We start from the raw sequence: 21,720 nt of genomic DNA on the forward strand, positions 1-21,720 counted from the left end.
AGGTCGGCAAGAGCCGGGTAACTGGCATAACAGGTCCCTGGAGCGATCCGTCGCGAGGGGATTTCAGAAAGGCAGAGAGAAATGGCTAAGAAAGTTGCAGGCCAGCTCAAGCTGCAGGTGAAGGCTGGGGCGGCCAATCCGTCTCCGCCGATCGGTCCTGCGCTCGGTCAGCGTGGCATTAACATCATGGAATTCTGCAAGGCGTTCAATGCCGCCACGCAGGAAATGGAAAAGGGTATGCCGATCCCGGTCGTCATCACCTATTACCAGGACAAGTCCTTCACCTTCGTCATGAAGCAGCCGCCGGTCAGCTACTTCCTGAAGAAGGAAGCAAAGATCCAGTCCGGCTCGAAGACCCCCGGCAAGGGCGGTTCGGCTGGCAAGCTCACCAAGGCTCAGATCAAGTCGATCGCCGAAGCCAAGATGAAGGATCTCAATGCCGCCGATATCGAAGGCGCAATGGCCATGATCGAGGGCTCTGCCCGCGCTATGGGCCTGGAAGTGGTAGGCTAAGACCATGGCGAAGATTGCAAAGCGAGTACAGAAGTCCCGCGAGGGCGTTGACCCGACGAAGATCTACGGTCTCACCGAAGCCGTCTCGATGGTCAAGGAACGCGCAACTGCCAAGTTCGACGAAACCGTCGAAGTTGCGATGAACCTCGGCGTTGACCCGCGCCACGCTGACCAGATGGTCCGCGGCGTTGTCAACCTGCCGAACGGCACCGGCCGCTCGGTTCGCGTCGCCGTTTTCGCACGTGGCGCCAAGGCTGACGAAGCCAAGGCTGCTGGTGCTGACGTCGTTGGCGCAGAAGAGCTCGTCGAAATCGTCCAGGGCGGCAAGATCGATTTCGATCGCTGCATCGCCACCCCGGACATGATGCCGCTCGTCGGTCGCCTCGGTAAGGTTCTCGGCCCGCGTGGCATGATGCCGAACCCGAAGGTTGGCACGGTTACGATGGATGTCGCTGGTGCCGTCAAGGCTTCCAAGGGCGGCGCCGTTGAGTTCCGCGTCGAGAAGGCCGGTATCGTTCACGCTGGCATCGGCAAGGCGTCCTTCGACGCCAAGGCACTGGAAGAAAACATCCGTGCTTTCGCTGACGCCGTGATCAAGGCAAAGCCGACCGGCGCCAAGGGCAACTACGTCAAGCGCGTCGCGATTTCGTCGACCATGGGCCCGGGTCTCAAGATCGACCCGGCCACGCTCAGCGTCGCCTAAAGAATTTTCGGGCTTCGGCCCGGAAAAGAGTTTCCGGCCCTTCGGGGCCGGAAATCCGGATTTCGATCCGGAACTCCTGTCCGAGATTGCGGGTGGTTATACCTTAATCACTTCGGCCTGCATGAGACGGGTAAGATCTGAATTTCGCCATGACGCCGGAGGCGTCGAAATTCGGTTCGAACCTCGCTTGCCTTGTGTCAGACCCGGCTCTTCCGGGAACGCCAAGGGACAGGATCCTTAAGCGTTATCAGGGATCGAGCTCGATCTCGGGTGACAAAGGCAAACCCGATGGGGCTGCATTATTGCAACCCTGTCTACTGGAGACAGACAGTGGAAAGAGCGGAAAAACGCGAATTCGTCACGGAGCTGAACGAAGTCTTCAAGGCTTCCGGTTCGGTTGTCGTGGCCCACTATGCTGGTGTCACAGTTGCGCAGATGAACGACTTCCGTTCGAAGATGCGCGCTGCTGGCGGCACCGTCAAAGTCGCGAAAAACCGCCTGGCCAAGATCGCTCTTCAGGGCACCGAGTCGGAAGGGATGACCAATCTCTTCAAGGGTCAGACGCTGATCGCATACAGCGAAGACCCGATCACGGCTCCTAAGGTTGTCATGGATTTCGCCAAGACCAACGACAAGCTCGTTGTTCTCGGTGGCGCCATGGGCACGACCACGCTCAACGCCGAAGCAGTCAAGTCGCTTGCGACCCTGCCTTCGCTCGACGAGCTGCGCGCAAAGCTGCTGGGCCTTCTCAATGCCCCGGCAACCCGCGTCGCAACGGTTGTTCAGGCACCGGCAAGCCAGCTTGCTCGCGTGTTCTCGGCCTATGCCAAGAAGGACGAAGCCGCCTAAGGCGGATTTTCGCTGTTGTATTTAAAACCAGTTCGAACCGAACAAAAGGAAAAGTAAAATGGCTGATCTCGCAAAGATCGTTGAAGACCTCTCCTCGCTGACCGTTCTGGAAGCTGCTGAGCTTTCCAAGCTGCTCGAAGAGAAGTGGGGCGTTTCGGCTGCTGCTCCGGTAGCTGTCGCTGCTGCTGGCGGCGCTGCTGCTCCGGCTGCTGCTGAAGAAGAAAAGACCGAGTTTGACGTTATCCTCGTTGACGCTGGCGCCAACAAGATCAACGTCATCAAGGAAGTTCGCGGCATCACCGGCCTCGGCCTCAAGGAAGCCAAGGACCTGGTCGAAGGCGCTCCGAAGCCGGTTAAGGAAGCAGTTTCCAAGGCTGAAGCTGCTGACCTCAAGAAGAAGCTCGAAGACGCTGGCGCCAAGGTTGACGTCAAGTAATTCGGCTACATGCAAGGGGAGGTGGCCTTTTCAGGCCGCCTCTCTTTGACCGTTTTTAGAACATATTACCCAAAAGCCTGTCGAAAAACGGCTTTTGGGTAATGGGTTCTTCAAGAGGATGGTCTCGAACGGAAGGCAGCACAGCAATCCGCGCTGAGCGTTTTTCGTTGGTTGGACGAGATTGAACTACTCATTGATTGACGGGGTCGACTGGCCATCGGTTCCCGTCCGTTGCAGGCCCGGATGCAAGATTGACAAGGAGCGACGATGGCTCAGACCCTTTCGTTTAACGGTCGCAGGCGCGTACGCAAGTTTTTTGGTAAAATTCCAGAAGTCGCAGAAATGCCGAACCTCATCGAGGTTCAAAAGGCATCCTACGACCAGTTTCTGATGGTTGAAGAGCCCAAGGGCGGTCGCCCTGATGAAGGGCTCCAAGCTGTTTTCAAGTCCGTTTTCCCGATCAAGGACTTCTCGGGCGCATCGATGCTTGAATTCGTTTCGTACGAATTCGAGCCGCCGAAGTTCGACGTCGAAGAATGCCGTCAGCGCGATCTGACCTACGCAGCGCCGCTCAAGGTGACGCTGCGCCTCATCGTGTTCGATATCGACGAGGATACCGGCGCGAAGTCGATCAAGGACATCAAGGAACAGAACGTCTACATGGGCGACATGCCGCTCATGACCGACAACGGTACCTTCATCGTCAACGGCACCGAGCGCGTCATCGTTTCGCAGATGCACCGTTCGCCGGGCGTGTTCTTCGACCACGACAAGGGCAAGAGCCACTCGTCGGGCAAGCTGCTGTTTGCGGCCCGTGTCATTCCTTACCGCGGTTCCTGGCTCGACATCGAGTTCGATGCCAAGGATATCGTTCATGCCCGTATCGACCGTCGCCGCAAGATTCCGGTGACGTCGCTGCTGATGGCGCTCGGAATGGACGGCGAGGAAATCCTCGACACCTTCTACACGAAGTCGCTCTACCAGCGCGACGGCGAAGGCTGGCGCGTGCCGTTCCAGCCGGACGCCCTTAAGGGCCAGAAGGCCATCACCGAGATGGTCGACGCCGACACCGGCGAAGTCGTTGTCGAAGCCGGCAAGAAGCTGACCCCGCGTCTGCTGCGCCAGCTGCAGGAAAAGGGCCTGAAAGCGCTCAAGGCAACCAATGATGACCTCTACGGCAACTACCTTGCCGAAGACGTCGTCAACTACAGCACCGGCGAGATCTATCTCGAAGCCGGCGACGAAATCGACGAGAAGACCCTTCCGGTCATCCTCTCGGCTGGTTTCGACGAGATCCCGGTTCTCGACATCGACCACATCAATGTCGGCGCCTACATCCGCAACACGCTGACCGTAGACAAGAACGAGAACCGTCAGGACGCCCTGTTCGACATCTACCGCGTCATGCGTCCGGGTGAACCGCCGACCATGGATTCCGCGGAAGCCATGTTCAACACGCTGTTCTTCGATGCCGAGCGCTACGACCTTTCGGCCGTCGGTCGCGTCAAGATGAACATGCGTCTCGACCTCGAAGTTGCCGACACCGTGCGCATCCTGCGCAAGGAAGACATCCTGGCTGTCGTCAAGATGCTCGTCGAGCTGCGTGACGGCAAGGGCGAGATCGACGACATCGACAACCTCGGCAACCGCCGTGTTCGTTCGGTCGGCGAGCTCATGGAGAACCAGTACCGTCTCGGCCTGCTCCGCATGGAGCGCGCGATCAAGGAACGTATGTCCTCGATCGAAATCGACACGGTCATGCCGCAGGACCTGATCAACGCGAAGCCGGCTGCGGCCGCCGTTCGCGAGTTCTTCGGCTCCTCGCAGCTGTCGCAGTTCATGGACCAGGTGAACCCGCTTTCGGAAATCACCCACAAGCGCCGTCTTTCGGCTCTTGGCCCGGGTGGTCTGACCCGCGAGCGCGCCGGCTTCGAAGTCCGCGACGTTCACCCGACCCACTACGGCCGCATTTGCCCGATCGAAACGCCGGAAGGCCCGAACATCGGTCTGATCAACTCGCTTGCAACCTTTGCCCGCGTCAACAAGTACGGCTTCATCGAAAGCCCGTACCGCAAGATCGTTGACGGCAAGGTGACGAACGACGTCGTCTATCTCTCCGCAATGGAAGAGGCGAAGTACCACGTTGCCCAGGCAAACTCGGTTCTCGAGAACGATGGCTCGTTCGCTGAAGAGTTCGTTGTTTGCCGTCACGCCGGCGAAGTTATGCTGGCGCCGCGCGACAACATCAACCTGATGGACGTTTCGCCGAAGCAGCTCGTTTCGGTCGCAGCGGCGCTCATCCCGTTCCTCGAGAACGACGACGCCAACCGCGCACTGATGGGCTCGAACATGCAGCGTCAGGCCGTGCCGCTGCTGCGCGCCGAAGCACCGTTCGTCGGTACCGGCATGGAGCCGGTCGTTGCCCGTGACTCCGGCGCTGCTATTGCAGCCCGTCGTGGCGGTGTCGTCGACCAGGTTGACGCGACCCGTATCGTTATCCGCGCCACCGAAGACCTCGATCCGTCGAAGTCGGGCGTCGATATCTACCGTCTGCAGAAGTTCCAGCGCTCGAACCAGAACACCTGCGTCAACCAGCGCCCGCTGGTCACCGTCGGTGACATCCTGAACAAGGGCGACATCATCGCTGACGGTCCGTCGACCGACCTCGGTGACCTGGCTCTCGGCCGCAACGCGCTCGTCGCGTTCATGCCGTGGAACGGCTACAACTACGAAGACTCGATCCTGCTCTCCGAGCGGATCGTGCGCGACGACGTGTTCACCTCCATCCACATCGAAGAATTCGAAGTGATGGCGCGTGACACCAAGCTGGGTCCGGAAGAAATCACCCGCGACATTCCGAACGTTTCGGAAGAAGCGCTGCGCAACCTTGACGAAGCCGGTATCGTTTATATCGGTGCAGAGGTTCAGCCGGGTGACATCCTCGTCGGCAAGATCACGCCGAAGGGCGAAAGCCCGATGACGCCGGAAGAAAAGCTTCTGCGCGCCATCTTCGGTGAAAAGGCCTCCGACGTTCGCGACACCTCGATGCGCATGCCCCCGGGCACCTTCGGTACCGTCGTCGAAGTTCGCGTCTTCAACCGCCACGGCGTTGAGAAGGACGAGCGCGCGATGGCGATCGAGCGCGAGGAAATCGAACGCCTCGCCAAGGACCGCGACGACGAACAGGCGATCCTGGACCGCAACGTCTACGCCCGTCTCGTCGACATGCTGCGTGGCCACACGGCCGTTGCCGGCCCGAAGGGCTTCAAGAAGGGCACCGAGCTTTCGAACCTCGTCGTCAGCGAATACCCCCGCTCGCAGTGGTGGATGTTCGCCGTCGAAGACGAAAAGGCTCAGGGCGAGATCGAAGCTCTGCGCGCCCAGTACGACGAATCCAAGTCGCGCCTCGAACAGCGCTTCATGGACAAGGTCGAGAAGGTCCAGCGCGGCGACGAAATGCCTCCGGGCGTCATGAAGATGGTCAAGGTCTTCGTCGCTGTGAAGCGCAAGATCCAGCCGGGTGACAAGATGGCCGGCCGTCACGGCAACAAGGGCGTCGTGTCGCGTATCGTACCGATCGAAGACATGCCGTTCCTGGAAGACGGCACACATGTCGACGTCGTTCTGAACCCGCTCGGCGTGCCTTCGCGCATGAACGTCGGCCAGATCCTCGAAACCCACCTTGGCTGGGCTTGCGCCGGCATGGGTCAGAAGATCGGCGCGATGCTCGACGCCTACAAGGCAGGTGCCGATATCCAGCCGTTGCGCGATACCATCGACAGCGTCATCGGGTCGGGCCCGAAGGGTGAGCCGATCAAGCAGTACGACGACGAGTCGATCGTGCGCCTGGCCGAGCAGACCCGTCGCGGCGTTTCGATCGCAACGCCGGTCTTCGACGGTGCTGTCGAAGCCGACGTCAACGAGATGCTGGAGCAGGCAGGTCTGAAGGTGACCGGTCAGTCGACGCTCTATGACGGCCGTACCGGCGATCAGTTCGACCGCCAGGTGACCGTGGGCTACATCTACATGTTGAAGCTCAACCACTTGGTCGACGACAAGATCCACGCCCGTTCGATCGGTCCGTACTCGCTCGTCACCCAGCAGCCGCTCGGTGGTAAGGCGCAGTTCGGCGGTCAGCGCTTCGGGGAAATGGAGGTCTGGGCGCTCGAAGCGTACGGCGCCGCCTACACCCTGCAGGAAATGCTGACGGTCAAGTCGGACGACGTTGCCGGTCGTACCAAGGTCTACGAAGCGATCGTCCGTGGCGACGATACCTTCGAAGCGGGCATTCCGGAGAGCTTCAACGTTCTCGTCAAGGAAATGCGCTCGCTGGGCCTTTCGGTCGAGCTCGAAAACTCGAAGGTCGACGAGGCTGGCGCGGCGCAGTTGCCCGACGCAGCCGAGTAAAGAGACCCAAGGTGCGTGCCGCTCATGCGGCGCGCACCGTTTCCGCCGGGAGACGCTGACGTCTCCGGCAGGAACGAAGCCGCAGCCAATGCGGTTTTAGCTGTTTATGGGGCAGGGGCCGGCGCCCGGGATTTGTCGGCACCCTCGCCAAGCTCAGGGCGTAAAGCCCGTAAAGGAGACAGGCATGAACCAAGAGGTCATGAATCTTTTCAATCCGCAGGTGCCTGCACAGACCTTCGATTCCATTCGGATTTCGATCGCCTCGCCGGAGAAGATTCTTTCCTGGTCTTACGGTGAGATCAAGAAGCCGGAGACGATCAACTACCGCACGTTCAAGCCGGAACGCGACGGTCTGTTCTGCGCGCGCATCTTTGGACCGATCAAGGACTACGAGTGCCTGTGCGGCAAGTACAAGCGCATGAAGTACAAGGGCATCATCTGCGAAAAGTGCGGCGTCGAAGTGACGTTGTCGCGCGTTCGCCGTGAGCGCATGGGCCACATCGAGCTCGCCGCTCCCGTTGCCCACATCTGGTTCCTGAAGTCGCTGCCGAGCCGCATTTCGACGCTGCTCGACATGACGCTGAAGGATGTCGAGCGCGTTCTGTACTTCGAAAACTACATCGTCACCGAGCCGGGTCTGACGTCGCTGAAGGAAAACCAGCTTCTCAGCGAAGAAGACTACATGCTCGCCGTCGACGAGTTCGGCGAAGACCAGTTCACCGCCATGATCGGCGCCGAAGCGATCTACGAGATGCTCGCTTCGATGAACCTGGAAAAGATCGCCGGCGACCTGCGCGCCGAGCTCGCTGAGACGACCTCGGATCTGAAGCAGAAGAAGCTGATGAAGCGGCTGAAGATCGTCGAGAACTTCATGGATTCCGGCAACCGTCCGGAATGGATGATCATGAAGGTCGTTCCGGTGATCCCCCCGGACCTGCGTCCGCTCGTGCCGCTCGACGGCGGCCGTTTCGCGACCTCGGATCTGAACGATCTCTATCGCCGCGTCATCAACCGTAACAACCGTCTGAAGCGCCTGATCGAACTGCGCGCCCCGGGCATCATCATCCGCAACGAAAAGCGCATGCTGCAGGAATCCGTCGATGCGCTGTTCGACAACGGCCGTCGTGGCCGCGTCATCACCGGCGCCAACAAGCGTCCGCTGAAGTCGCTGTCCGACATGCTCAAGGGCAAGCAGGGCCGCTTCCGTCAGAACCTGCTTGGCAAGCGCGTCGACTATTCCGGCCGTTCGGTCATCGTGACCGGTCCGGAACTGAAGCTGCACCAGTGCGGCCTGCCGAAGAAGATGGCGCTCGAGCTGTTCAAGCCGTTCATCTACGCGCGTCTTGACGCCAAGGGCTTCTCGTCCACCGTCAAGCAGGCAAAGAAGCTCGTCGAAAAGGAAAAGCCGGAAGTCTGGGATATCCTCGACGAGGTCATCCGCGAGCACCCGGTTCTCCTGAACCGTGCGCCGACGTTGCACCGCCTGGGCATCCAGGCCTTCGAACCGACCCTGGTCGAAGGCAAGGCGATCCAGCTGCACCCGCTCGTCTGCACGGCCTTCAACGCCGACTTCGACGGTGACCAGATGGCCGTTCACGTGCCGCTGTCGCTCGAAGCTCAGCTCGAAGCCCGCGTGCTGATGATGTCGACCAACAACATTCTGCACCCGGCAAACGGCGCGCCGATCATCGTTCCGTCGCAGGACATGGTTCTCGGTCTCTATTACTTGTCGATCCTGAACCAGAACGAGCCGGGCGAAGGCATGGCGTTCTCGGACATGGGCGAGTTGCACCACGCGCTCGAAACCAAGGCCGTGACGCTGCACGCCAAGATCCGTGGCCGCTTCAAGACCGTCGACGCCGAGGGCAACCCGGTTTCGAAGATCTATGAAACCACGCCTGGCCGCATGATCATCGGCGAGCTGCTGCCGCGCAACGTCAACGTGCCGTTCGACACCTGCAACCAGGAAATGACCAAGAAGAACATCTCCAAGATGATCGACACGGTCTACCGTCATTGCGGCCAGAAGGACACGGTCATCTTCTGCGACCGCATCATGCAGCTCGGCTTCGCCCATGCCTGCCGCGCCGGCATTTCGTTCGGCAAGGACGACATGGTCATTCCGGACACCAAGGTGAAGATCGTCGGCGACACTGAAGCGCTCGTGAAGGAATACGAGCAGCAGTACAACGACGGCCTCATCACCCAGGGCGAAAAGTACAACAAGGTTGTCGACGCCTGGGGCAAGGCTACGGAAAAGGTCGCCGAAGAAATGATGGCCCGCATCAAGGCGGTCGAGTTCGACGACAATGGTCGCCAGAAGCCGATGAACTCGATCTACATGATGTCGCACTCGGGTGCTCGTGGTTCTCCGAACCAGATGCGCCAGCTGGGCGGCATGCGTGGCCTCATGGCCAAGCCGTCGGGCGAAATCATCGAGACGCCGATCATCTCGAACTTCAAGGAAGGCCTGACCGTTAACGAGTACTTCAACTCGACCCACGGTGCCCGTAAGGGTCTGGCAGACACCGCCTTGAAGACAGCGAACTCCGGTTACCTGACCCGCCGTCTCGTCGACGTCGCGCAGGATTGCATCGTCAACTCCGTCGATTGCGGCACCGACAAGGGCCTCACCATGACGGCGATCGTCGATGCCGGTCAGGTCGTGGCTTCGCTTGGCGCTCGTATTCTCGGTCGTACGGCTTTGGACGACATCGATCACCCGGTCACGGGCGCTCGCATCGTCGACGCCGGCCGGATGATCCTTGAACCGGATGTCATCGAGATCGAGAAGGCTGGTATTCAGTCGATCCGCATCCGCTCGGCGCTGACCTGCGAAATCCAGACGGGCGTTTGCGGCGTCTGCTACGGCCGCGACCTGGCTCGTGGTACGCCGGTCAACATGGGCGAAGCGGTTGGCGTTATCGCCGCACAGTCGATCGGTGAACCGGGCACCCAGCTCACCATGCGTACCTTCCACTTGGGTGGTACGGCGACCGTGGTTGACCAGTCGTTCCTGGAAGCGTCCTACGAAGGTACGGTTCAGATCAAGAACCGCAACATGCTGCGCAACTCTGACGGCGTTCTCGTCGCTATGGGTCGTAACATGGCCGTCCAGATCCTGGATGAACGTGGCGTCGAGCGGTCCTCGCAGCGCGTTGCCTACGGTTCGAAGATCCTCGTCGACGACGGCGACAAGGTGAAGCGCGGTCAGCGTCTCGCCGAATGGGACCCCTACACCCGTCCGATGATGACGGAAGTGGAAGGTACCGTTCACTTCGAAGACGTCGTCGACGGCATCTCGGTTCTGGAAGCGACCGACGAGTCCACCGGCATCACCAAGCGTCAGGTTATCGATTGGCGTTCGACGCCGCGCGGTACGGACCTGAAGCCGGCGATCGTCATCAAGGACAAGAACGGCGCAGTCATGAAGCTGTCGCGTGGTGGCGACGCCCGCTTCATGCTTTCGGTTGACGCCATTCTGTCGGTCGAACCGGGCACGAAGGTTTCGCAGGGTGACGTGCTTGCACGTTCGCCGCTCGAAAGCGCCAAGACCAAGGACATCACCGGTGGTCTGCCTCGCGTTGCCGAACTGTTCGAAGCACGTCGTCCGAAGGATCACGCCATCATCGCTGAGATCGATGGTACGATCCGCTTCGGCCGCGACTACAAGAACAAGCGTCGCGTTCTGATCGAGCCGGCGGAAGACGGTGTCGAGCCGGTCGAATACCTGATCCCGAAGGGCAAGCCCTTCCATCTTCAGGATGGCGACTACATCGAAAAGGGCGACTACATCCTCGACGGCAACCCGGCGCCACACGACATCCTGGCGATCAAGGGCGTGGAAGCACTTGCTTCCTACCTGGTCAACGAAATCCAGGAAGTCTACCGACTGCAGGGCGTTGTCATCAACGACAAGCACATCGAGGTGATCGTCCGTCAGATGCTGCAGAAGGTTGAAATCACCGACGCCGGTGACTCGACCTACATCGTCGGCGACAACGTCGACCGCATCGAGCTCGAAGACGTCAACGACGGCCTGATCGAACAGGGCAAGAAGCCGGCTTACGGCGATCCGGTCCTGCTCGGCATCACCAAGGCCTCGCTGCAGACGCCGTCGTTCATCTCGGCAGCGTCGTTCCAGGAGACCACGAAGGTCCTGACGGAAGCCGCAATCGCCGGCAAGACCGACGGCCTGCAGGGTCTGAAGGAAAACGTCATCGTCGGCCGTCTGATCCCGGCCGGTACCGGCGGCACGATGACCCAGATCCGTCGCATCGCAACCGCGCGCGACGAAATGATCCTGGAAGAGCGTCGTCGCGGCACCGGTGCAGACGTGGCAACGCCGATGCTCGCCGATCTCGCAAGCGAGAACGCGGCAGCCGAATAATGGGGGAGGGCGTGTTCGCCCTCCAACCTCACAAAAGAAGAAGCCGCCGAGAGCGATCTCGGCGGCTTCTTCTTTTGCAAATACGGTCTTGGGAGCTGGTGCGATGGGCTGTCTTGCAGCGTCTCAGCTGAAGCGGATGATCGCGACTTCGCCTTCGAGCGCACCCTGATAGGCGGACGCGTGCGGCTCTTCGCTCGGAACGTCGGTCAATGTGCCGATCTGGTCCAGGTCGGCCTCGAGAAAACCTTCTTCTGCAAGCGCGTTGAGCGCTTCGCGTACCGCGGTATCGTCGTCGGGCGCCTTCAGCATTACGTGAATGTCCACGCCGTCCTCGTCGCCGTCGGTCTCGTAGGCCTTGCCGATGATGATGAACACCATCGGCTCGTCCGGGGCATTGTCGTTGTCTGGGGTGACGGCCATTTTGTTTCCTTTCGAATGGGTTTGGTGCGACCTTAGCTTCCTTTTTGAATCAGCGCGATGGAAATGCAATGCCGCGCGGACGCTTCCGTTGAGAGCGAGTCGATCATCGTGGAAAACCCCCACAAAGTGGTTGCCGATTCCTTAATCCCGTCAGACACTCCGGGCACAGAAGGGCAGATGAGGCGGGCGCCAGGCGCCAAACCATGTGCAAAAGCCTTGTTTTTCAGGCATGCCGGGCGCACGCGTCCGGGAATATTTCTTAATTGCCCTTGACTGTTCGCCTTGAAATCAGTACACCCCGCCGCATCGGAGCCCATGTGAGGCTGGCTGGTTCGGAACGTCGCGTTCTGAAGTTCGCCTCAAACAAGGTTCGAAACGCACGCTGACGACTACAATGCTGCACGCACGACGCACGAAATAGTGCGTCCTCTGCTTTATTTGGGGCCATCTGCGGAAAAGGCGGATCGGCCCTTGTTTTGCGCATTTCATGAGGCGTTCGAAACTGCCGGCGACGGCAACGATCCGCCCGCAAGGGTAATGTGACAAGATTTTGCAAGGGATGGGTATATGCCTACCGTAAACCAGCTGATCCGTAAGCCTCGTCAGGCACAGGTAAAGCGCAACAAGGTTCCTGCTCTGCAGGAAAACCCGCAGAAGCGTGGCGTTTGCACCCGCGTTTACACGACGACCCCGAAGAAGCCGAACTCGGCTCTGCGTAAGGTTGCCAAGATTCGCCTGACGAACGGCTTCGAAGTCATCGGCTACATTCCGGGTGAAGGCCACAACCTTCAGGAACACTCGGTCGTGATGATCCGTGGCGGCCGCGTTAAGGACCTTCCGGGTGTTCGTTATCACATCATCCGCGGTGTTCTCGATACCCAGGGCGTCAAGAACCGCAAGCAGCGCCGTTCGAAGTACGGTGCGAAGCGTCCGAAGTAATTCGGTTTTGAAAATCCCGGCGCTGCGCGAGGTCCTCCGCGTGGTAGAGCGCTAAATAGTTTGAAGAGACGAGAAGTATGTCCAGACGTCATAGAGCAGAAAAGCGTGAGATCAACCCGGATCCGAAGTTCGGTGATCTGGTTGTTACGAAGTTCATGAATGCGATCATGCTGCACGGCAAGAAGTCGGTCGCTGAAACCATCGTTTACGGTGCGTTCGATGCGGTTCAGGCCAAGCTGAAGCAGGAGCCGATCGCTGTATTCCATTCCGCGCTCGACAACATCGCGCCGCACGTTGAAGTGCGTTCGCGTCGCGTTGGTGGTGCAACCTACCAGGTTCCGGTCGACGTTCGTCCGGAGCGTCGCCAGGCTCTCGCCATCCGTTGGCTGATCACGGCTGCACGCAAGCGCAACGAAACGACCATGGTTGATCGCCTCTGCGGCGAACTCATGGACGCAGCGAACAACCGTGGTAGCGCCGTGAAGAAGCGCGAAGACACGCACAAGATGGCTGATGCCAACCGTGCGTTCTCGCACTATCGCTGGTAATTCTGGCGCGAACGTCTCAAGAGGCAGTCCACTATGGCACGCGAATACAAAATCGAAGACTACCGTAACTTCGGTATCATGGCGCACATCGACGCCGGCAAGACCACGACGACCGAGCGCATTCTCTACTACACCGGCAAGTCCCACAAGATCGGCGAAGTCCACGACGGCGCCGCTACCATGGACTGGATGGAGCAGGAACAGGAACGCGGCATCACGATCACGTCTGCTGCGACGACCACCTTCTGGAAGGGTCGTGACGGCAAGGCTCGCCGCTTCAACATCATCGACACCCCCGGCCACGTTGACTTCACCATCGAAGTCGAGCGTTCGCTGCGCGTTCTCGACGGCGCCATCGCGCTGCTCGACGCCAACGCCGGTGTTGAGCCGCAGACGGAAACCGTCTGGCGTCAGGCGGAAAAGTACAACGTTCCGCGCATGATCTTCTGCAACAAGATGGACAAGACCGGCGCGGACTTCTACCGCTCGGTCGAGATGATCAAGACCCGTCTGGGCGCGATCGCCGTCGTCATGCAGCTGCCGATCGGCGCTGAAACCGAGTTCAAGGGTGTTATCGACCTGGTCGAGATGAACGCTCTCGTCTGGCGCGACGAATCGCTCGGCGCCCAGTGGGACGTCGTCGAGATTCCGGACGACATGAAGGACAAGGCCGAAGAATATCGCGAGAAGCTGATCGAGACCGTTGTCGAGATCGACGAAGCCGCGATGGAAGCCTACCTCGAAGGCAACATGCCCTCGAACGACAAGATCCGCGAACTCGTTCGCCGCGGCACCATCGACGTGAAGTTCCACCCGATGTTCTGCGGTACCGCGTTCAAGAACAAGGGCGTTCAGCCGCTTCTCGACGCGGTTGTCGACTACCTGCCGTCGCCGCTCGACATTCCGGCGATCAAGGGCATCGACGCCAAGACCGAAGCCGAGATCGAGCGTCACGCTGACGACGCCGAGCCGCTTTCGATGCTCGCGTTCAAGATCATGAACGACCCCTTCGTCGGTTCGCTGACCTTCGCACGCATCTATTCGGGCAAGCTCGAAAAGGGCTCGTCTGTCATGAACACGGTCAAGGACAAGCGCGAGCGCGTCGGCCGTATGCTGCAGATGCACTCGAACTCGCGTGAAGACATCGAAGAAGCCTTCGCAGGCGACATCGTTGCTCTTGCCGGTCTCAAGGAAACCACCACGGGTGACACGCTTTGCGATCCGCTGAAGCCGGTTATCCTCGAGCGCATGGAATTCCCGGAGCCGGTCATCCAGATCGCGATCGAGCCGAAGTCCAAGGGCGACCAGGAAAAGATGGGCCTCGCGCTCAACCGCCTGGCAGCTGAAGACCCGTCGTTCCGCGTCAAGACCGACCAGGAATCCGGCCAGACGATCATCGCTGGCATGGGCGAACTTCACCTCGACATCATCGTCGACCGTATGCGTCGCGAGTTCAAGGTTGAAGCCAACGTCGGTGCTCCGCAGGTTGCCTACCGCGAAACCATCACGCGTCAGCACGAAGAAGACTACACGCACAAGAAGCAGTCCGGTGGTACCGGTCAGTTCGCGCGCGTCAAGATCGTGTTCGAACCGAACCCGGATGGCGAAGATTTCGTCTTCGAATCCAAGATCGTCGGTGGTGCTGTTCCGAAGGAATACATCCCGGGCGTTCAGAAGGGTATCGAAAGCGTTCTGTCTTCGGGTCCGCTCGCTGGCTTCCCGATGCTCGGCGTCAAGGCGACGCTCATCGACGGTGCATTCCACGACGTCGACTCGTCGGTTCTCGCCTTCGAAATCGCATCGCGTGCTTGCTTCCGTGAAGCGGCCAAGAAGGCTGGTGCACAGCTTCTCGAGCCGATGATGAAGGTCGAAGTCGTAACGCCGGAAGACTACGTCGGCGACGTTATCGGCGACCTGAACTCCCGCCGTGGCCAGATCCAGGGCCAGGAATCGCGTGGCGTTGCCGTTGTGATCAACGCAAACGTTCCGCTGGCGAACATGTTCAAGTACGTCGACAACCTGCGCTCCATGTCTCAGGGCCGCGCGCAGTACACGATGACCTTCGATCACTACGCGCCGGTTCCGTCGAACGTCGCGCAGGAAATCCAGGCGAAGTATTCCGGTCAGAAGTGACCGGAATACCAAGACGCTGACAGAAGTTAAAAGTTTTCCCCGGTAGGGGATAGAAAACGGAGAGCCGGAAATGGCAAAGAGCAAATTTGAGCGCAACAAGCCGCACGTTAACATTGGCACGATTGGCCACGTTGACCATGGCAAGACGTCGCTGACCGCAGCGATCACGAAGTACTTCGGCGAGTTCAAGGCGTACGACCAGATCGACGCTGCTCCGGAAGAAAAGGCCCGTGGTATCACGATTTCGACGGCGCACGTTGAGTATGAGACGCCGAACCGTCACTACGCTCACGTTGACTGCCCCGGCCACGCCGACTACGTCAAGAACATGATCACCGGTGCAGCGCAGATGGACGGCGCGATCCTGGTTTGCTCGGCTGCTGACGGCCCGATGCCGCAGACCCGCGAGCACATCCTGCTCGCTCGCCAGGTTGGCGTTCCGGCAATCGTCGTGTTCCTCAACAAGGTCGACCAGGTTGACGACGCCGAGCTTCTCGAGCTCGTCGAACTGGAAGTTCGCGAACTTCTGTCGTCCTACGAATTCCCGGGCGACGACATTCCGATCATCAAGGGCTCGGCTCTTGCTGCTCTGGAAGATTCGGACAAGAAGATCGGCGAAGACGCGATCCGCGAGCTGATGGCAGCTGTTGACGCTTACATCCCGACGCCTGAGCGTCCGATCGACCAGCCGTTCCTGATGCCGATCGAAGACGTGTTCTCGATCTCGGGCCGTGGTACGGTTGTGACCGGTCGCGTTGAGCGCGGCATCGTCAAGGTTGGCGAAGAAGTCGAAATCGTCGGCATCCGCGACACGTCGAAGACGACGGTTACGGGCGTTGAAATGTTCCGCAAGCTGCTCGACCAGGGCCAGGCCGGCGACAACATCGGCGCGCTGATCCGTGGTGTTAACCGTGACGGCGTCGAGCGTGGCCAGATCCTGTGCAAGCCGGGTTCGGTCAAGCCGCACAAGAAGTTCATGGCTGAAGCCTACATCCTGACGAAGGAAGAAGGCGGCCGTCATACGCCGTTCTTCACCAACTACCGTCCGCAGTTCTACTTCCGCACGACGGACGTGACGGGCATCGTGACGCTGCCGGAAGGCACGGAAATGGTTATGCCGGGCGACAACGTCACCGTTGCCGTTGAGCTGATCGTTCCGATCGCGATGGAAGAAAAGCTGCGCTTCGCAATCCGCGAAGGCGGCCGTACCGTCGGCGCAGGCATCGTTGCCTCGATCGTCGAGTAATCGACGAGACTGAGGGCGGGAAGACACAAGGCGCATGTGCTATGCGCCTTGGACATACCCGCCCCGAAAGATTTAGTTGGTCGCACGGCTTGCCGAAGACGACGAAATAGTGCAAATGGCGCCCACGCGTGATTTGCACGGTGCTTCGACGTTGTGCGCTCACAGAAAGACAGGCCGGCCACGGCCGCTCAAATAGGAAGGGGCAGGGGAAACCCTGTCCCTCCGATCTTTGAAAAGTTAGCGGACTGGCCGAAATTAAACGAAGTTCACTGCGTGTTTTTCCACGGAAACCGCAAGTAACCTGAACAAGGATAAGTCGTATGAACGGCCAGAACATCCGCATCCGCCTCAAGGCGTTTGATCACCGGATCCTCGACGCCTCGACGCGCGAAATCGTGTCGACTGCAAAGCGTACCGGTGCAAGCGTGCGCGGTCCCGTACCGCTGCCGACGCGCATTGAAAAGTTTACGGTCAACCGCTCGCCGCACGTCGACAAGAAGAGCCGTGAACAGTTCGAAATGCGCACCCACAAGCGCCTTCTCGATATCGTAGACCCGACCCCGCAGACCGTTGACGCGCTGATGAAGCTCGACCTGGCTGCCGGCGTCGACGTGGAAATCAAGCTTTAATAAACAAGGAAGGTACGTGGGCCTCGGTCCAACGGCTTCCAAAAACGGGCGACCTCAAGATCGGATGATCTCAAGGAAACCTTAAACCAGAGATGTGAGGGGGCTCGCTCCGTCACTAACTCTCAAGAGGAATGAACCAATGCGTTCAGGTGTGATTGCACAGAAAGTGGGAATGACCCGCGTCTATAACGACGCCGGTGAGCATATCCCGGTTACAGTTTTGAAGCTGGAAAGCTGCCAGGTGGTAGCCCAGCGTACGGAAGAAAAGAATGGCTACGTTGCTGTCCAGCTCGGTGCTGGCCGCTCCAAGGTCAAGAACACGCCGAAGGCGATGCGCGGCCACTTTGCTGCTGCCAACGTCGAGCCGAAGGCGAAGCTCGTCGAGTTCCGCGTTTCCGCGGACAACCTGATCGACATCGGTGCAGAACTGACGGCGAACCATTTCGTCACCGGTCAGCTCGTCGACGTCACCGGTACCACGATCGGTAAGGGCTTTGCCGGCGCCATCAAGCGCCACAACTTCGGCGGTCTGCGTGCAACGCACGGCGTTTCCGTATCGCACCGTTCGCATGGTTCTACCGGTTCCAACCAGGACCCGGGCCGCGTTTGGAAGGGCAAGCGCATGGCTGGTCACATGGGCCAGACGCGCGTCACCACTCAGAACCTCGAAGTCGTATCGACCGATGAAGACCGCGGTCTGATCCTGGTCAAGGGCGCTGTCCCCGGCTCCAAGGGTGCCTGGATCGTCGTTCGTGACGCCATCAAGTCGGGCACCCCGGAAGGCGCTCCGCGTCCGGCCGCTGTGCGCGCCGAAGCATCGAAGTAAGGGAGCCGAATAATGGATCTCAACGTCAAAACCCTCGAGGGCAAGGACGCAGGAAAGGTTTCTCTTTCTGACGCCATTTTCGGCCTCGAACCCCGTGAAGACATCATTGCCCGCGTCGTTCGCTGGCAGCTCGCCAAGAAGCAGCAGGGCACGCACAAGGCCAAGGGCCGCGCTGAAGTGTCCCGCACCGGCGCCAAGATGTACAAGCAGAAGGGTACGGGCCGCGCCCGCCACCACTCCGCTCGTGCTCCGCAGTTCCGCGGCGGTGGCAAGGCTCATGGCCCGGTTGTTCGCAGCCACGCCCATGACCTGCCGAAGAAGGTTCGCGCTCTCGGCCTGCGCCATGCACTCTCGGCCAAGCTGAAGGCTGAAGAGATCATCGTCATCGACGATCTCGTTGCCAAGGAAGCCAAGACGAAGGCTCTCGCCGGCGTATTCGCGTCGCTCGGCCTCACCAACGCTCTCATCATCGGCGGCGCCGAGATCGAGAACAACTTCAAGCTCGCAGCCCAGAACATCCCGAACGTGGACGTTCTGCCGGTTCAGGGCATCAACGTTTACGACATTCTGCGCCGTGGCAAGCTCGTGCTTTCCAAGGCTGCCGTGGAAGCTCTGGAGGAGCGGTTCAAATGACGGATCTTCGCCACTACGACGTGATCGTGTCCCCCTCGATCACTGAAAAGTCGACGCTGGTTTCCGAACAGAACCAGGTCGTCTTCAACGTCGCCAAGGACGCTTCGAAGCCTGAAATCAAGGCTGCAGTCGAAGCTCTGTTCGGCGTCAAGGTTACGGCCGTGAACACGCTGGTCCGCAAGGGCAAGACGAAGCGTTTCCGCGGCTTTGCCGGAAAGCAGAAGGACGTGAAGAAGGCGGTCATTACGCTCGCCGACGGTCAGTCCATCGACGTCTCCACCGGTCTCTAACGGATAGGCCCATTAGGGTAAAAACCCAAAAGGGAACAAGAAAATGGCATTGAAAAGTTTCAATCCGACGACCCCGAGCCAGCGCCAGCTGGTCATCGTTGACCGGTCCGGCCTCTACAAGGGCAAGCCGGTAAAGGCGCTGACCGAGGGCCTGTCCTCCAAGGGCGGTCGCAACAACCTCGGTCGCATCACCGTTCGCTTCCAGGGCGGCGGTCACAAGCGCACCTATCGTCTGGTGGACTTCAAGCGTCGCAAGTTCGACGTTGAAGGCACGGTCGAGCGTCTGGAATACGACCCGAACCGCACCGCGTTCATCGCGCTCGTCAACTACGCCGACGGCGAAAAGGCCTACATCCTCGCTCCGCAGCGCCTTGCTGCTGGCGACAAGGTCATCGCTTCGGAAAAGGCCGTTGACGTGAAGCCCGGCAACACGATGCCGCTGCAGTACATCCCGGTCGGCTCCATCATCCACAACGTGGAAATGAAGCCGGGCAAGGGCGGCCAGATGGCCCGCTCCGCCGGTACCTACGCACAGCTCGTTGGCCGCGACCAGGGCATGGCGATCCTTCGCCTGAACTCTGGTGAACAGCGCCTGGTGCATGGTTCCTGCCTCGCCTCGATCGGCGCCGTGTCGAACCCCGACCACGGCAACATCAATGACGGTAAGGCTGGTCGTTCGCGTTGGCGTGGCAAGAAGCCGCACGTTCGCGGTGTCGTCATGAACCCGGTTGACCACCCGCACGGCGGTGGTGAAGGCCGTACCTCGGGTGGTCGTCACCCGGTTACCCCGTGGGGCAAGCCCACGAAGGGTAAGCGTACGCGCTCGAACAAGTCGACCGACAAGTTCATCATGCGCTCGCGCCACCAGAAGAAGAAGTAAGAGAGGAAGTCTCGAATGACTCGTTCAGTATGGAAAGGTCCGTTCGTTGACGGTTATCTTCTCAAGAAGGCTGAGAAGGTCCGCGAAGGCGGTCGCAACGAAGTGATCAAGATCTGGAGCCGTCGCTCCACGATCCTTCCGCAGTTTGTCGGTCTCACCTTCGGCGTCTACAACGGCAGCAAGCACGTTCCGGTCAGCGTCAACGAAGACATGGTCGGCCACAAGTTTGGTGAATTCTCTCCGACCCGGACCTACTACGGTCACGGTGCGGACAAGAAGGCAAAGAGGAAGTAACAATGGGCAAGGCAAAAGCCGAACGCCGGCTGAAGGATAATGAGGCGCAGGCAGTTGCGCGCACGATCCGCGTCAGCCCCCAGAAGCTCAACCTGGTTGCCGCGATGATCCGCGGCAAGAAGGTCGATCGCGCTCTGGCCGAACTGGAATTCTCCCGCAAGCGCATTGCAGAGACGGTCAAGAAGACCCTTGAATCTGCCATCGCAAACGCGGAGAACAACCACGATCTCGACGTCGATTCGCTCGTCGTTGCAGAAGCTTACGTTGGCAAGTCGATTGTCATGAAGCGCTTCCACGCTCGTGGTCGCGGCCGTGCATCGCGTGTCGAAAAGCCGTTCTCGCACTTGACGATCGTCGTCCGTGAAGTGGAAGCCAAAGGGGAGGCCGCATAATGGGTCAGAAGATTAATCCGATCGGCTTCCGTCTCGGTATCAACCGGACCTGGGACAGCCGCTGGTTCGCGGACAACGCCGAATACGGCCAGCTTCTTCACGAAGACCTGAAGATCCGCGCTTACCTGATGGAAGAACTGAAGGCTGCCGGCATCGCCAAGGTGGTAATCGAGCGTCCGCACAAGAAGTGCCGCGTCACGATCCACTCCGCTCGTCCGGGCCTGATCATCGGCAAGAAGGGCGCTGACATCGAGAAGCTCCGCAAGAAGCTTTCCGAGATGACCAGCTCCGAAACGCACCTCAACATCGTTGAAGTGCGCAAGCCGGAAGTCGACGCGACCCTCGTCGCTCAGTCGATTGCCCAGCAGCTCGAGCGCCGCGTGGCTTTCCGCCGTGCGATGAAGCGCGCTGTTCAGTCGGCCATGCGTCTTGGCGCCGAAGGCATCAAGATCACCTGCGCCGGCCGCCTCGGTGGCGCCGAAATCGCTCGTACCGAATGGTACCGCGAAGGTCGCGTTCCGCTGCACACGCTGCGTGCGGACATCGACTACGGCACGGCTGAAGCGGAAACCGCTTTCGGTATCTGCGGCATCAAGGTCTGGATCTTCAAGGGCGAAATCCTTGAGCACGATCCGATGGCTTCGGAGCGTCGCGCGATCGAAAGTGACAACCAGGGCCCGGCAGGCCGTGATCGCGACCGTGGCGATCGTGACCGCCGTCGTGAAAACGCGTAACATTCGCGTTTGGCAGCCAATATCGGAGAAGTAAAAAAATGTTGCAGCCAAAGCGTACGAAGTATCGCAAGCAGTTCAAGGGCCGCATCAAGGGCGTAGCCAAGGGCGGATCTGATCTCGCTTTCGGCGAATTCGGCCTTAAGGCTCAGGAACCCAACCGCGTGAATGCACGCGAGATCGAAGCGGCCCGCCGCGCGATCACGCGTCACATGAAGCGCGCCGGCCGCGTCTGGATCCGTGTGTTCCCTGACGTTCCGGTCACCGCCAAGCCGACGGAAGTCCGCATGGGTAAGGGTAAGGGTTCGGTCGAATACTGGGCATGCAAGGTCAAGCCCGGCCGAATGATGTTTGAGATCGATGGTGTCAGCGAAGAACTTGCCCGTGAGGCACTTCGTCTTGGCGCTGCCAAGCTCTCTGTCAAGACGCGCTTCGTGCAGCGTATCGCAGAGTAAGGAGTG

The 21,720-nt window shown here is 59.8% G+C and carries 20 protein-coding genes; 19 read left to right on the top strand and 1 reads right to left on the bottom strand.

Translation table 11 applies throughout. The features are described 5' to 3' along the window. The first annotated feature begins 81 nt into the window (after positions 1-81). The 6 genes from rplK to rpoC all read left to right on the top strand — a co-directional run bounded on the left by rplK (position 82) and on the right by rpoC (position 11,298). The gene (rplK, locus tag IB277_RS04820) at positions 82-513 is read left to right on the top strand and encodes a 50S ribosomal protein L11 (protein WP_034795479.1); all 432 of its coding nucleotides are present in this window, start codon (positions 82-84) and stop codon (positions 511-513) included. Between the two features lie 4 nt (positions 514-517). Next, positions 518-1,216: a 50S ribosomal protein L1 gene (gene rplA, locus IB277_RS04825; protein ID WP_034795482.1), complete on the top strand. Its 699-nt coding sequence runs from the start codon at positions 518-520 to the stop codon at positions 1,214-1,216. Positions 1,217-1,546: 330 nt separating this feature from the next. Continuing rightward, positions 1,547-2,065, top strand: a complete 519-nt coding sequence (gene rplJ / locus IB277_RS04830) for a 50S ribosomal protein L10 (RefSeq protein WP_034795485.1) — start codon at positions 1,547-1,549, stop codon at positions 2,063-2,065. A 58-nt stretch (positions 2,066-2,123) separates the two neighbouring features. After that, positions 2,124-2,501 (top strand): 50S ribosomal protein L7/L12, encoded by a 378-nt coding sequence (gene rplL / locus IB277_RS04835; protein ID WP_034795489.1) that lies wholly within the window; start codon positions 2,124-2,126, stop codon positions 2,499-2,501. A gap of 267 nt (positions 2,502-2,768) precedes the next feature. Beyond that, positions 2,769-6,908, top strand: a complete 4,140-nt coding sequence (gene rpoB / locus IB277_RS04840; protein ID WP_034795492.1) for a DNA-directed RNA polymerase subunit beta — start codon at positions 2,769-2,771, stop codon at positions 6,906-6,908. Positions 6,909-7,092: 184 nt separating this feature from the next. Further along, entirely contained in the window at positions 7,093-11,298 is a 4,206-nt protein-coding gene (gene rpoC / locus IB277_RS04845) for a DNA-directed RNA polymerase subunit beta' (RefSeq protein ID WP_034795495.1), read from the top strand. Between the two features lie 123 nt (positions 11,299-11,421). Here rpoC and IB277_RS04850 read toward each other — a convergent pair whose 3' ends face one another. After that, positions 11,422-11,718: a hypothetical protein gene (locus IB277_RS04850; RefSeq protein ID WP_034795498.1), complete on the bottom strand. Its 297-nt coding sequence runs from the start codon at positions 11,716-11,718 to the stop codon at positions 11,422-11,424. Positions 11,719-12,285: 567 nt separating this feature from the next. On the opposite strand from IB277_RS04850, the gene rpsL reads away from it, so the two are divergent. The 13 genes from rpsL (at position 12,286) to rplP (ending at position 21,714) form a co-directional block, all read left to right on the top strand. After that, positions 12,286-12,657 carry a 30S ribosomal protein S12 gene (gene rpsL / locus IB277_RS04855; RefSeq protein WP_003507760.1) on the top strand — a complete coding sequence of 124 codons (372 nt, stop codon included), beginning with the start codon at positions 12,286-12,288 and terminating at the stop codon, positions 12,655-12,657. A gap of 77 nt (positions 12,658-12,734) precedes the next feature. Next, on the top strand, positions 12,735-13,205 hold the full coding sequence (gene rpsG / locus IB277_RS04860) for a 30S ribosomal protein S7 (RefSeq protein ID WP_034795512.1): 471 nt from the start codon (positions 12,735-12,737) through the stop codon (positions 13,203-13,205). A gap of 33 nt (positions 13,206-13,238) precedes the next feature. Beyond that, positions 13,239-15,338: an elongation factor G gene (fusA, locus tag IB277_RS04865; RefSeq protein WP_034795515.1), complete on the top strand. Its 2,100-nt coding sequence runs from the start codon at positions 13,239-13,241 to the stop codon at positions 15,336-15,338. A 70-nt stretch (positions 15,339-15,408) separates the two neighbouring features. Next, the gene (tuf, locus tag IB277_RS04870) at positions 15,409-16,584 is read left to right on the top strand and encodes an elongation factor Tu (RefSeq protein WP_034795467.1); all 1,176 of its coding nucleotides are present in this window, start codon (positions 15,409-15,411) and stop codon (positions 16,582-16,584) included. A 320-nt stretch (positions 16,585-16,904) separates the two neighbouring features. Further along, the gene (rpsJ, locus tag IB277_RS04875) at positions 16,905-17,213 is read left to right on the top strand and encodes a 30S ribosomal protein S10 (protein ID WP_003507767.1); all 309 of its coding nucleotides are present in this window, start codon (positions 16,905-16,907) and stop codon (positions 17,211-17,213) included. 139 nt (positions 17,214-17,352) lie between these two features. Continuing rightward, on the top strand, positions 17,353-18,039 hold the full coding sequence (gene rplC, locus IB277_RS04880; RefSeq protein ID WP_090302246.1) for a 50S ribosomal protein L3: 687 nt from the start codon (positions 17,353-17,355) through the stop codon (positions 18,037-18,039). 12 nt (positions 18,040-18,051) lie between these two features. Next, on the top strand, positions 18,052-18,672 hold the full coding sequence (gene rplD, locus IB277_RS04885) for a 50S ribosomal protein L4 (protein WP_034795521.1): 621 nt from the start codon (positions 18,052-18,054) through the stop codon (positions 18,670-18,672). Continuing rightward, the gene (locus tag IB277_RS04890) at positions 18,669-18,962 is read left to right on the top strand and encodes a 50S ribosomal protein L23 (RefSeq protein WP_034795524.1); all 294 of its coding nucleotides are present in this window, start codon (positions 18,669-18,671) and stop codon (positions 18,960-18,962) included. The genes rplD and IB277_RS04890 overlap by 4 nt, the downstream gene beginning before the upstream one ends. A 43-nt stretch (positions 18,963-19,005) precedes the next feature. Further along, positions 19,006-19,842, top strand: coding sequence for a 50S ribosomal protein L2 (gene rplB, locus IB277_RS04895; protein ID WP_034795526.1), 837 nt, complete (start codon positions 19,006-19,008; stop codon positions 19,840-19,842). A gap of 15 nt (positions 19,843-19,857) precedes the next feature. Further along, complete coding sequence (gene rpsS, locus IB277_RS04900; RefSeq protein ID WP_018239488.1) at positions 19,858-20,136, top strand: 30S ribosomal protein S19; 279 nt, start codon at positions 19,858-19,860, stop codon at positions 20,134-20,136. A 2-nt stretch (positions 20,137-20,138) separates the two neighbouring features. Then, the gene (rplV, locus tag IB277_RS04905) at positions 20,139-20,528 is read left to right on the top strand and encodes a 50S ribosomal protein L22 (RefSeq protein ID WP_034795534.1); all 390 of its coding nucleotides are present in this window, start codon (positions 20,139-20,141) and stop codon (positions 20,526-20,528) included. Continuing rightward, positions 20,528-21,262: a 30S ribosomal protein S3 gene (gene rpsC, locus IB277_RS04910; RefSeq protein WP_034795537.1), complete on the top strand. Its 735-nt coding sequence runs from the start codon at positions 20,528-20,530 to the stop codon at positions 21,260-21,262. The genes rplV and rpsC overlap by 1 nt, the downstream gene beginning before the upstream one ends. Positions 21,263-21,300: 38 nt before the next feature. Beyond that, positions 21,301-21,714 carry a 50S ribosomal protein L16 gene (gene rplP / locus IB277_RS04915; protein ID WP_011975175.1) on the top strand — a complete coding sequence of 138 codons (414 nt, stop codon included), beginning with the start codon at positions 21,301-21,303 and terminating at the stop codon, positions 21,712-21,714. Positions 21,715-21,720: the final 6 nt, after the last annotated feature.

The sequence above is a fragment of the Ensifer sp. ENS07 genome (assembly GCF_014852185.1).
GTDB classification, from domain to species: Bacteria; Pseudomonadota; Alphaproteobacteria; order Rhizobiales; family Rhizobiaceae; genus Ensifer; species Ensifer adhaerens.

Excerpts from the sequence above, each read along its gene's own strand:
- rplK (WP_034795479.1), top strand. The coding sequence starts at position 82 with ATGGCTAAGAAAGTTGCAGGCCAGCTCAAGCTGCAGGTGAAGGCTGGG.
- rplA (WP_034795482.1), top strand. The coding sequence starts at position 518 with ATGGCGAAGATTGCAAAGCGAGTACAGAAGTCCCGCGAGGGCGTTGAC.
- rplL (WP_034795489.1), top strand. The coding sequence starts at position 2,124 with ATGGCTGATCTCGCAAAGATCGTTGAAGACCTCTCCTCGCTGACCGTT.
- rpoB (WP_034795492.1), top strand. The coding sequence starts at position 2,769 with ATGGCTCAGACCCTTTCGTTTAACGGTCGCAGGCGCGTACGCAAGTTT.
- rpoC (WP_034795495.1), top strand. The coding sequence starts at position 7,093 with ATGAACCAAGAGGTCATGAATCTTTTCAATCCGCAGGTGCCTGCACAG.
- IB277_RS04850 (WP_034795498.1), bottom strand. The coding sequence starts at position 11,718 with ATGGCCGTCACCCCAGACAACGACAATGCCCCGGACGAGCCGATGGTG.
- rpsL (WP_003507760.1), top strand. The coding sequence starts at position 12,286 with ATGCCTACCGTAAACCAGCTGATCCGTAAGCCTCGTCAGGCACAGGTA.
- rpsG (WP_034795512.1), top strand. The coding sequence starts at position 12,735 with ATGTCCAGACGTCATAGAGCAGAAAAGCGTGAGATCAACCCGGATCCG.
- fusA (WP_034795515.1), top strand. The coding sequence starts at position 13,239 with ATGGCACGCGAATACAAAATCGAAGACTACCGTAACTTCGGTATCATG.
- tuf (WP_034795467.1), top strand. The coding sequence starts at position 15,409 with ATGGCAAAGAGCAAATTTGAGCGCAACAAGCCGCACGTTAACATTGGC.
- rpsJ (WP_003507767.1), top strand. The coding sequence starts at position 16,905 with ATGAACGGCCAGAACATCCGCATCCGCCTCAAGGCGTTTGATCACCGG.
- rplC (WP_090302246.1), top strand. The coding sequence starts at position 17,353 with ATGCGTTCAGGTGTGATTGCACAGAAAGTGGGAATGACCCGCGTCTAT.
- rplD (WP_034795521.1), top strand. The coding sequence starts at position 18,052 with ATGGATCTCAACGTCAAAACCCTCGAGGGCAAGGACGCAGGAAAGGTT.
- IB277_RS04890 (WP_034795524.1), top strand. The coding sequence starts at position 18,669 with ATGACGGATCTTCGCCACTACGACGTGATCGTGTCCCCCTCGATCACT.
- rplB (WP_034795526.1), top strand. The coding sequence starts at position 19,006 with ATGGCATTGAAAAGTTTCAATCCGACGACCCCGAGCCAGCGCCAGCTG.
- rpsS (WP_018239488.1), top strand. The coding sequence starts at position 19,858 with ATGACTCGTTCAGTATGGAAAGGTCCGTTCGTTGACGGTTATCTTCTC.
- rplV (WP_034795534.1), top strand. The coding sequence starts at position 20,139 with ATGGGCAAGGCAAAAGCCGAACGCCGGCTGAAGGATAATGAGGCGCAG.
- rpsC (WP_034795537.1), top strand. The coding sequence starts at position 20,528 with ATGGGTCAGAAGATTAATCCGATCGGCTTCCGTCTCGGTATCAACCGG.
- rplP (WP_011975175.1), top strand. The coding sequence starts at position 21,301 with ATGTTGCAGCCAAAGCGTACGAAGTATCGCAAGCAGTTCAAGGGCCGC.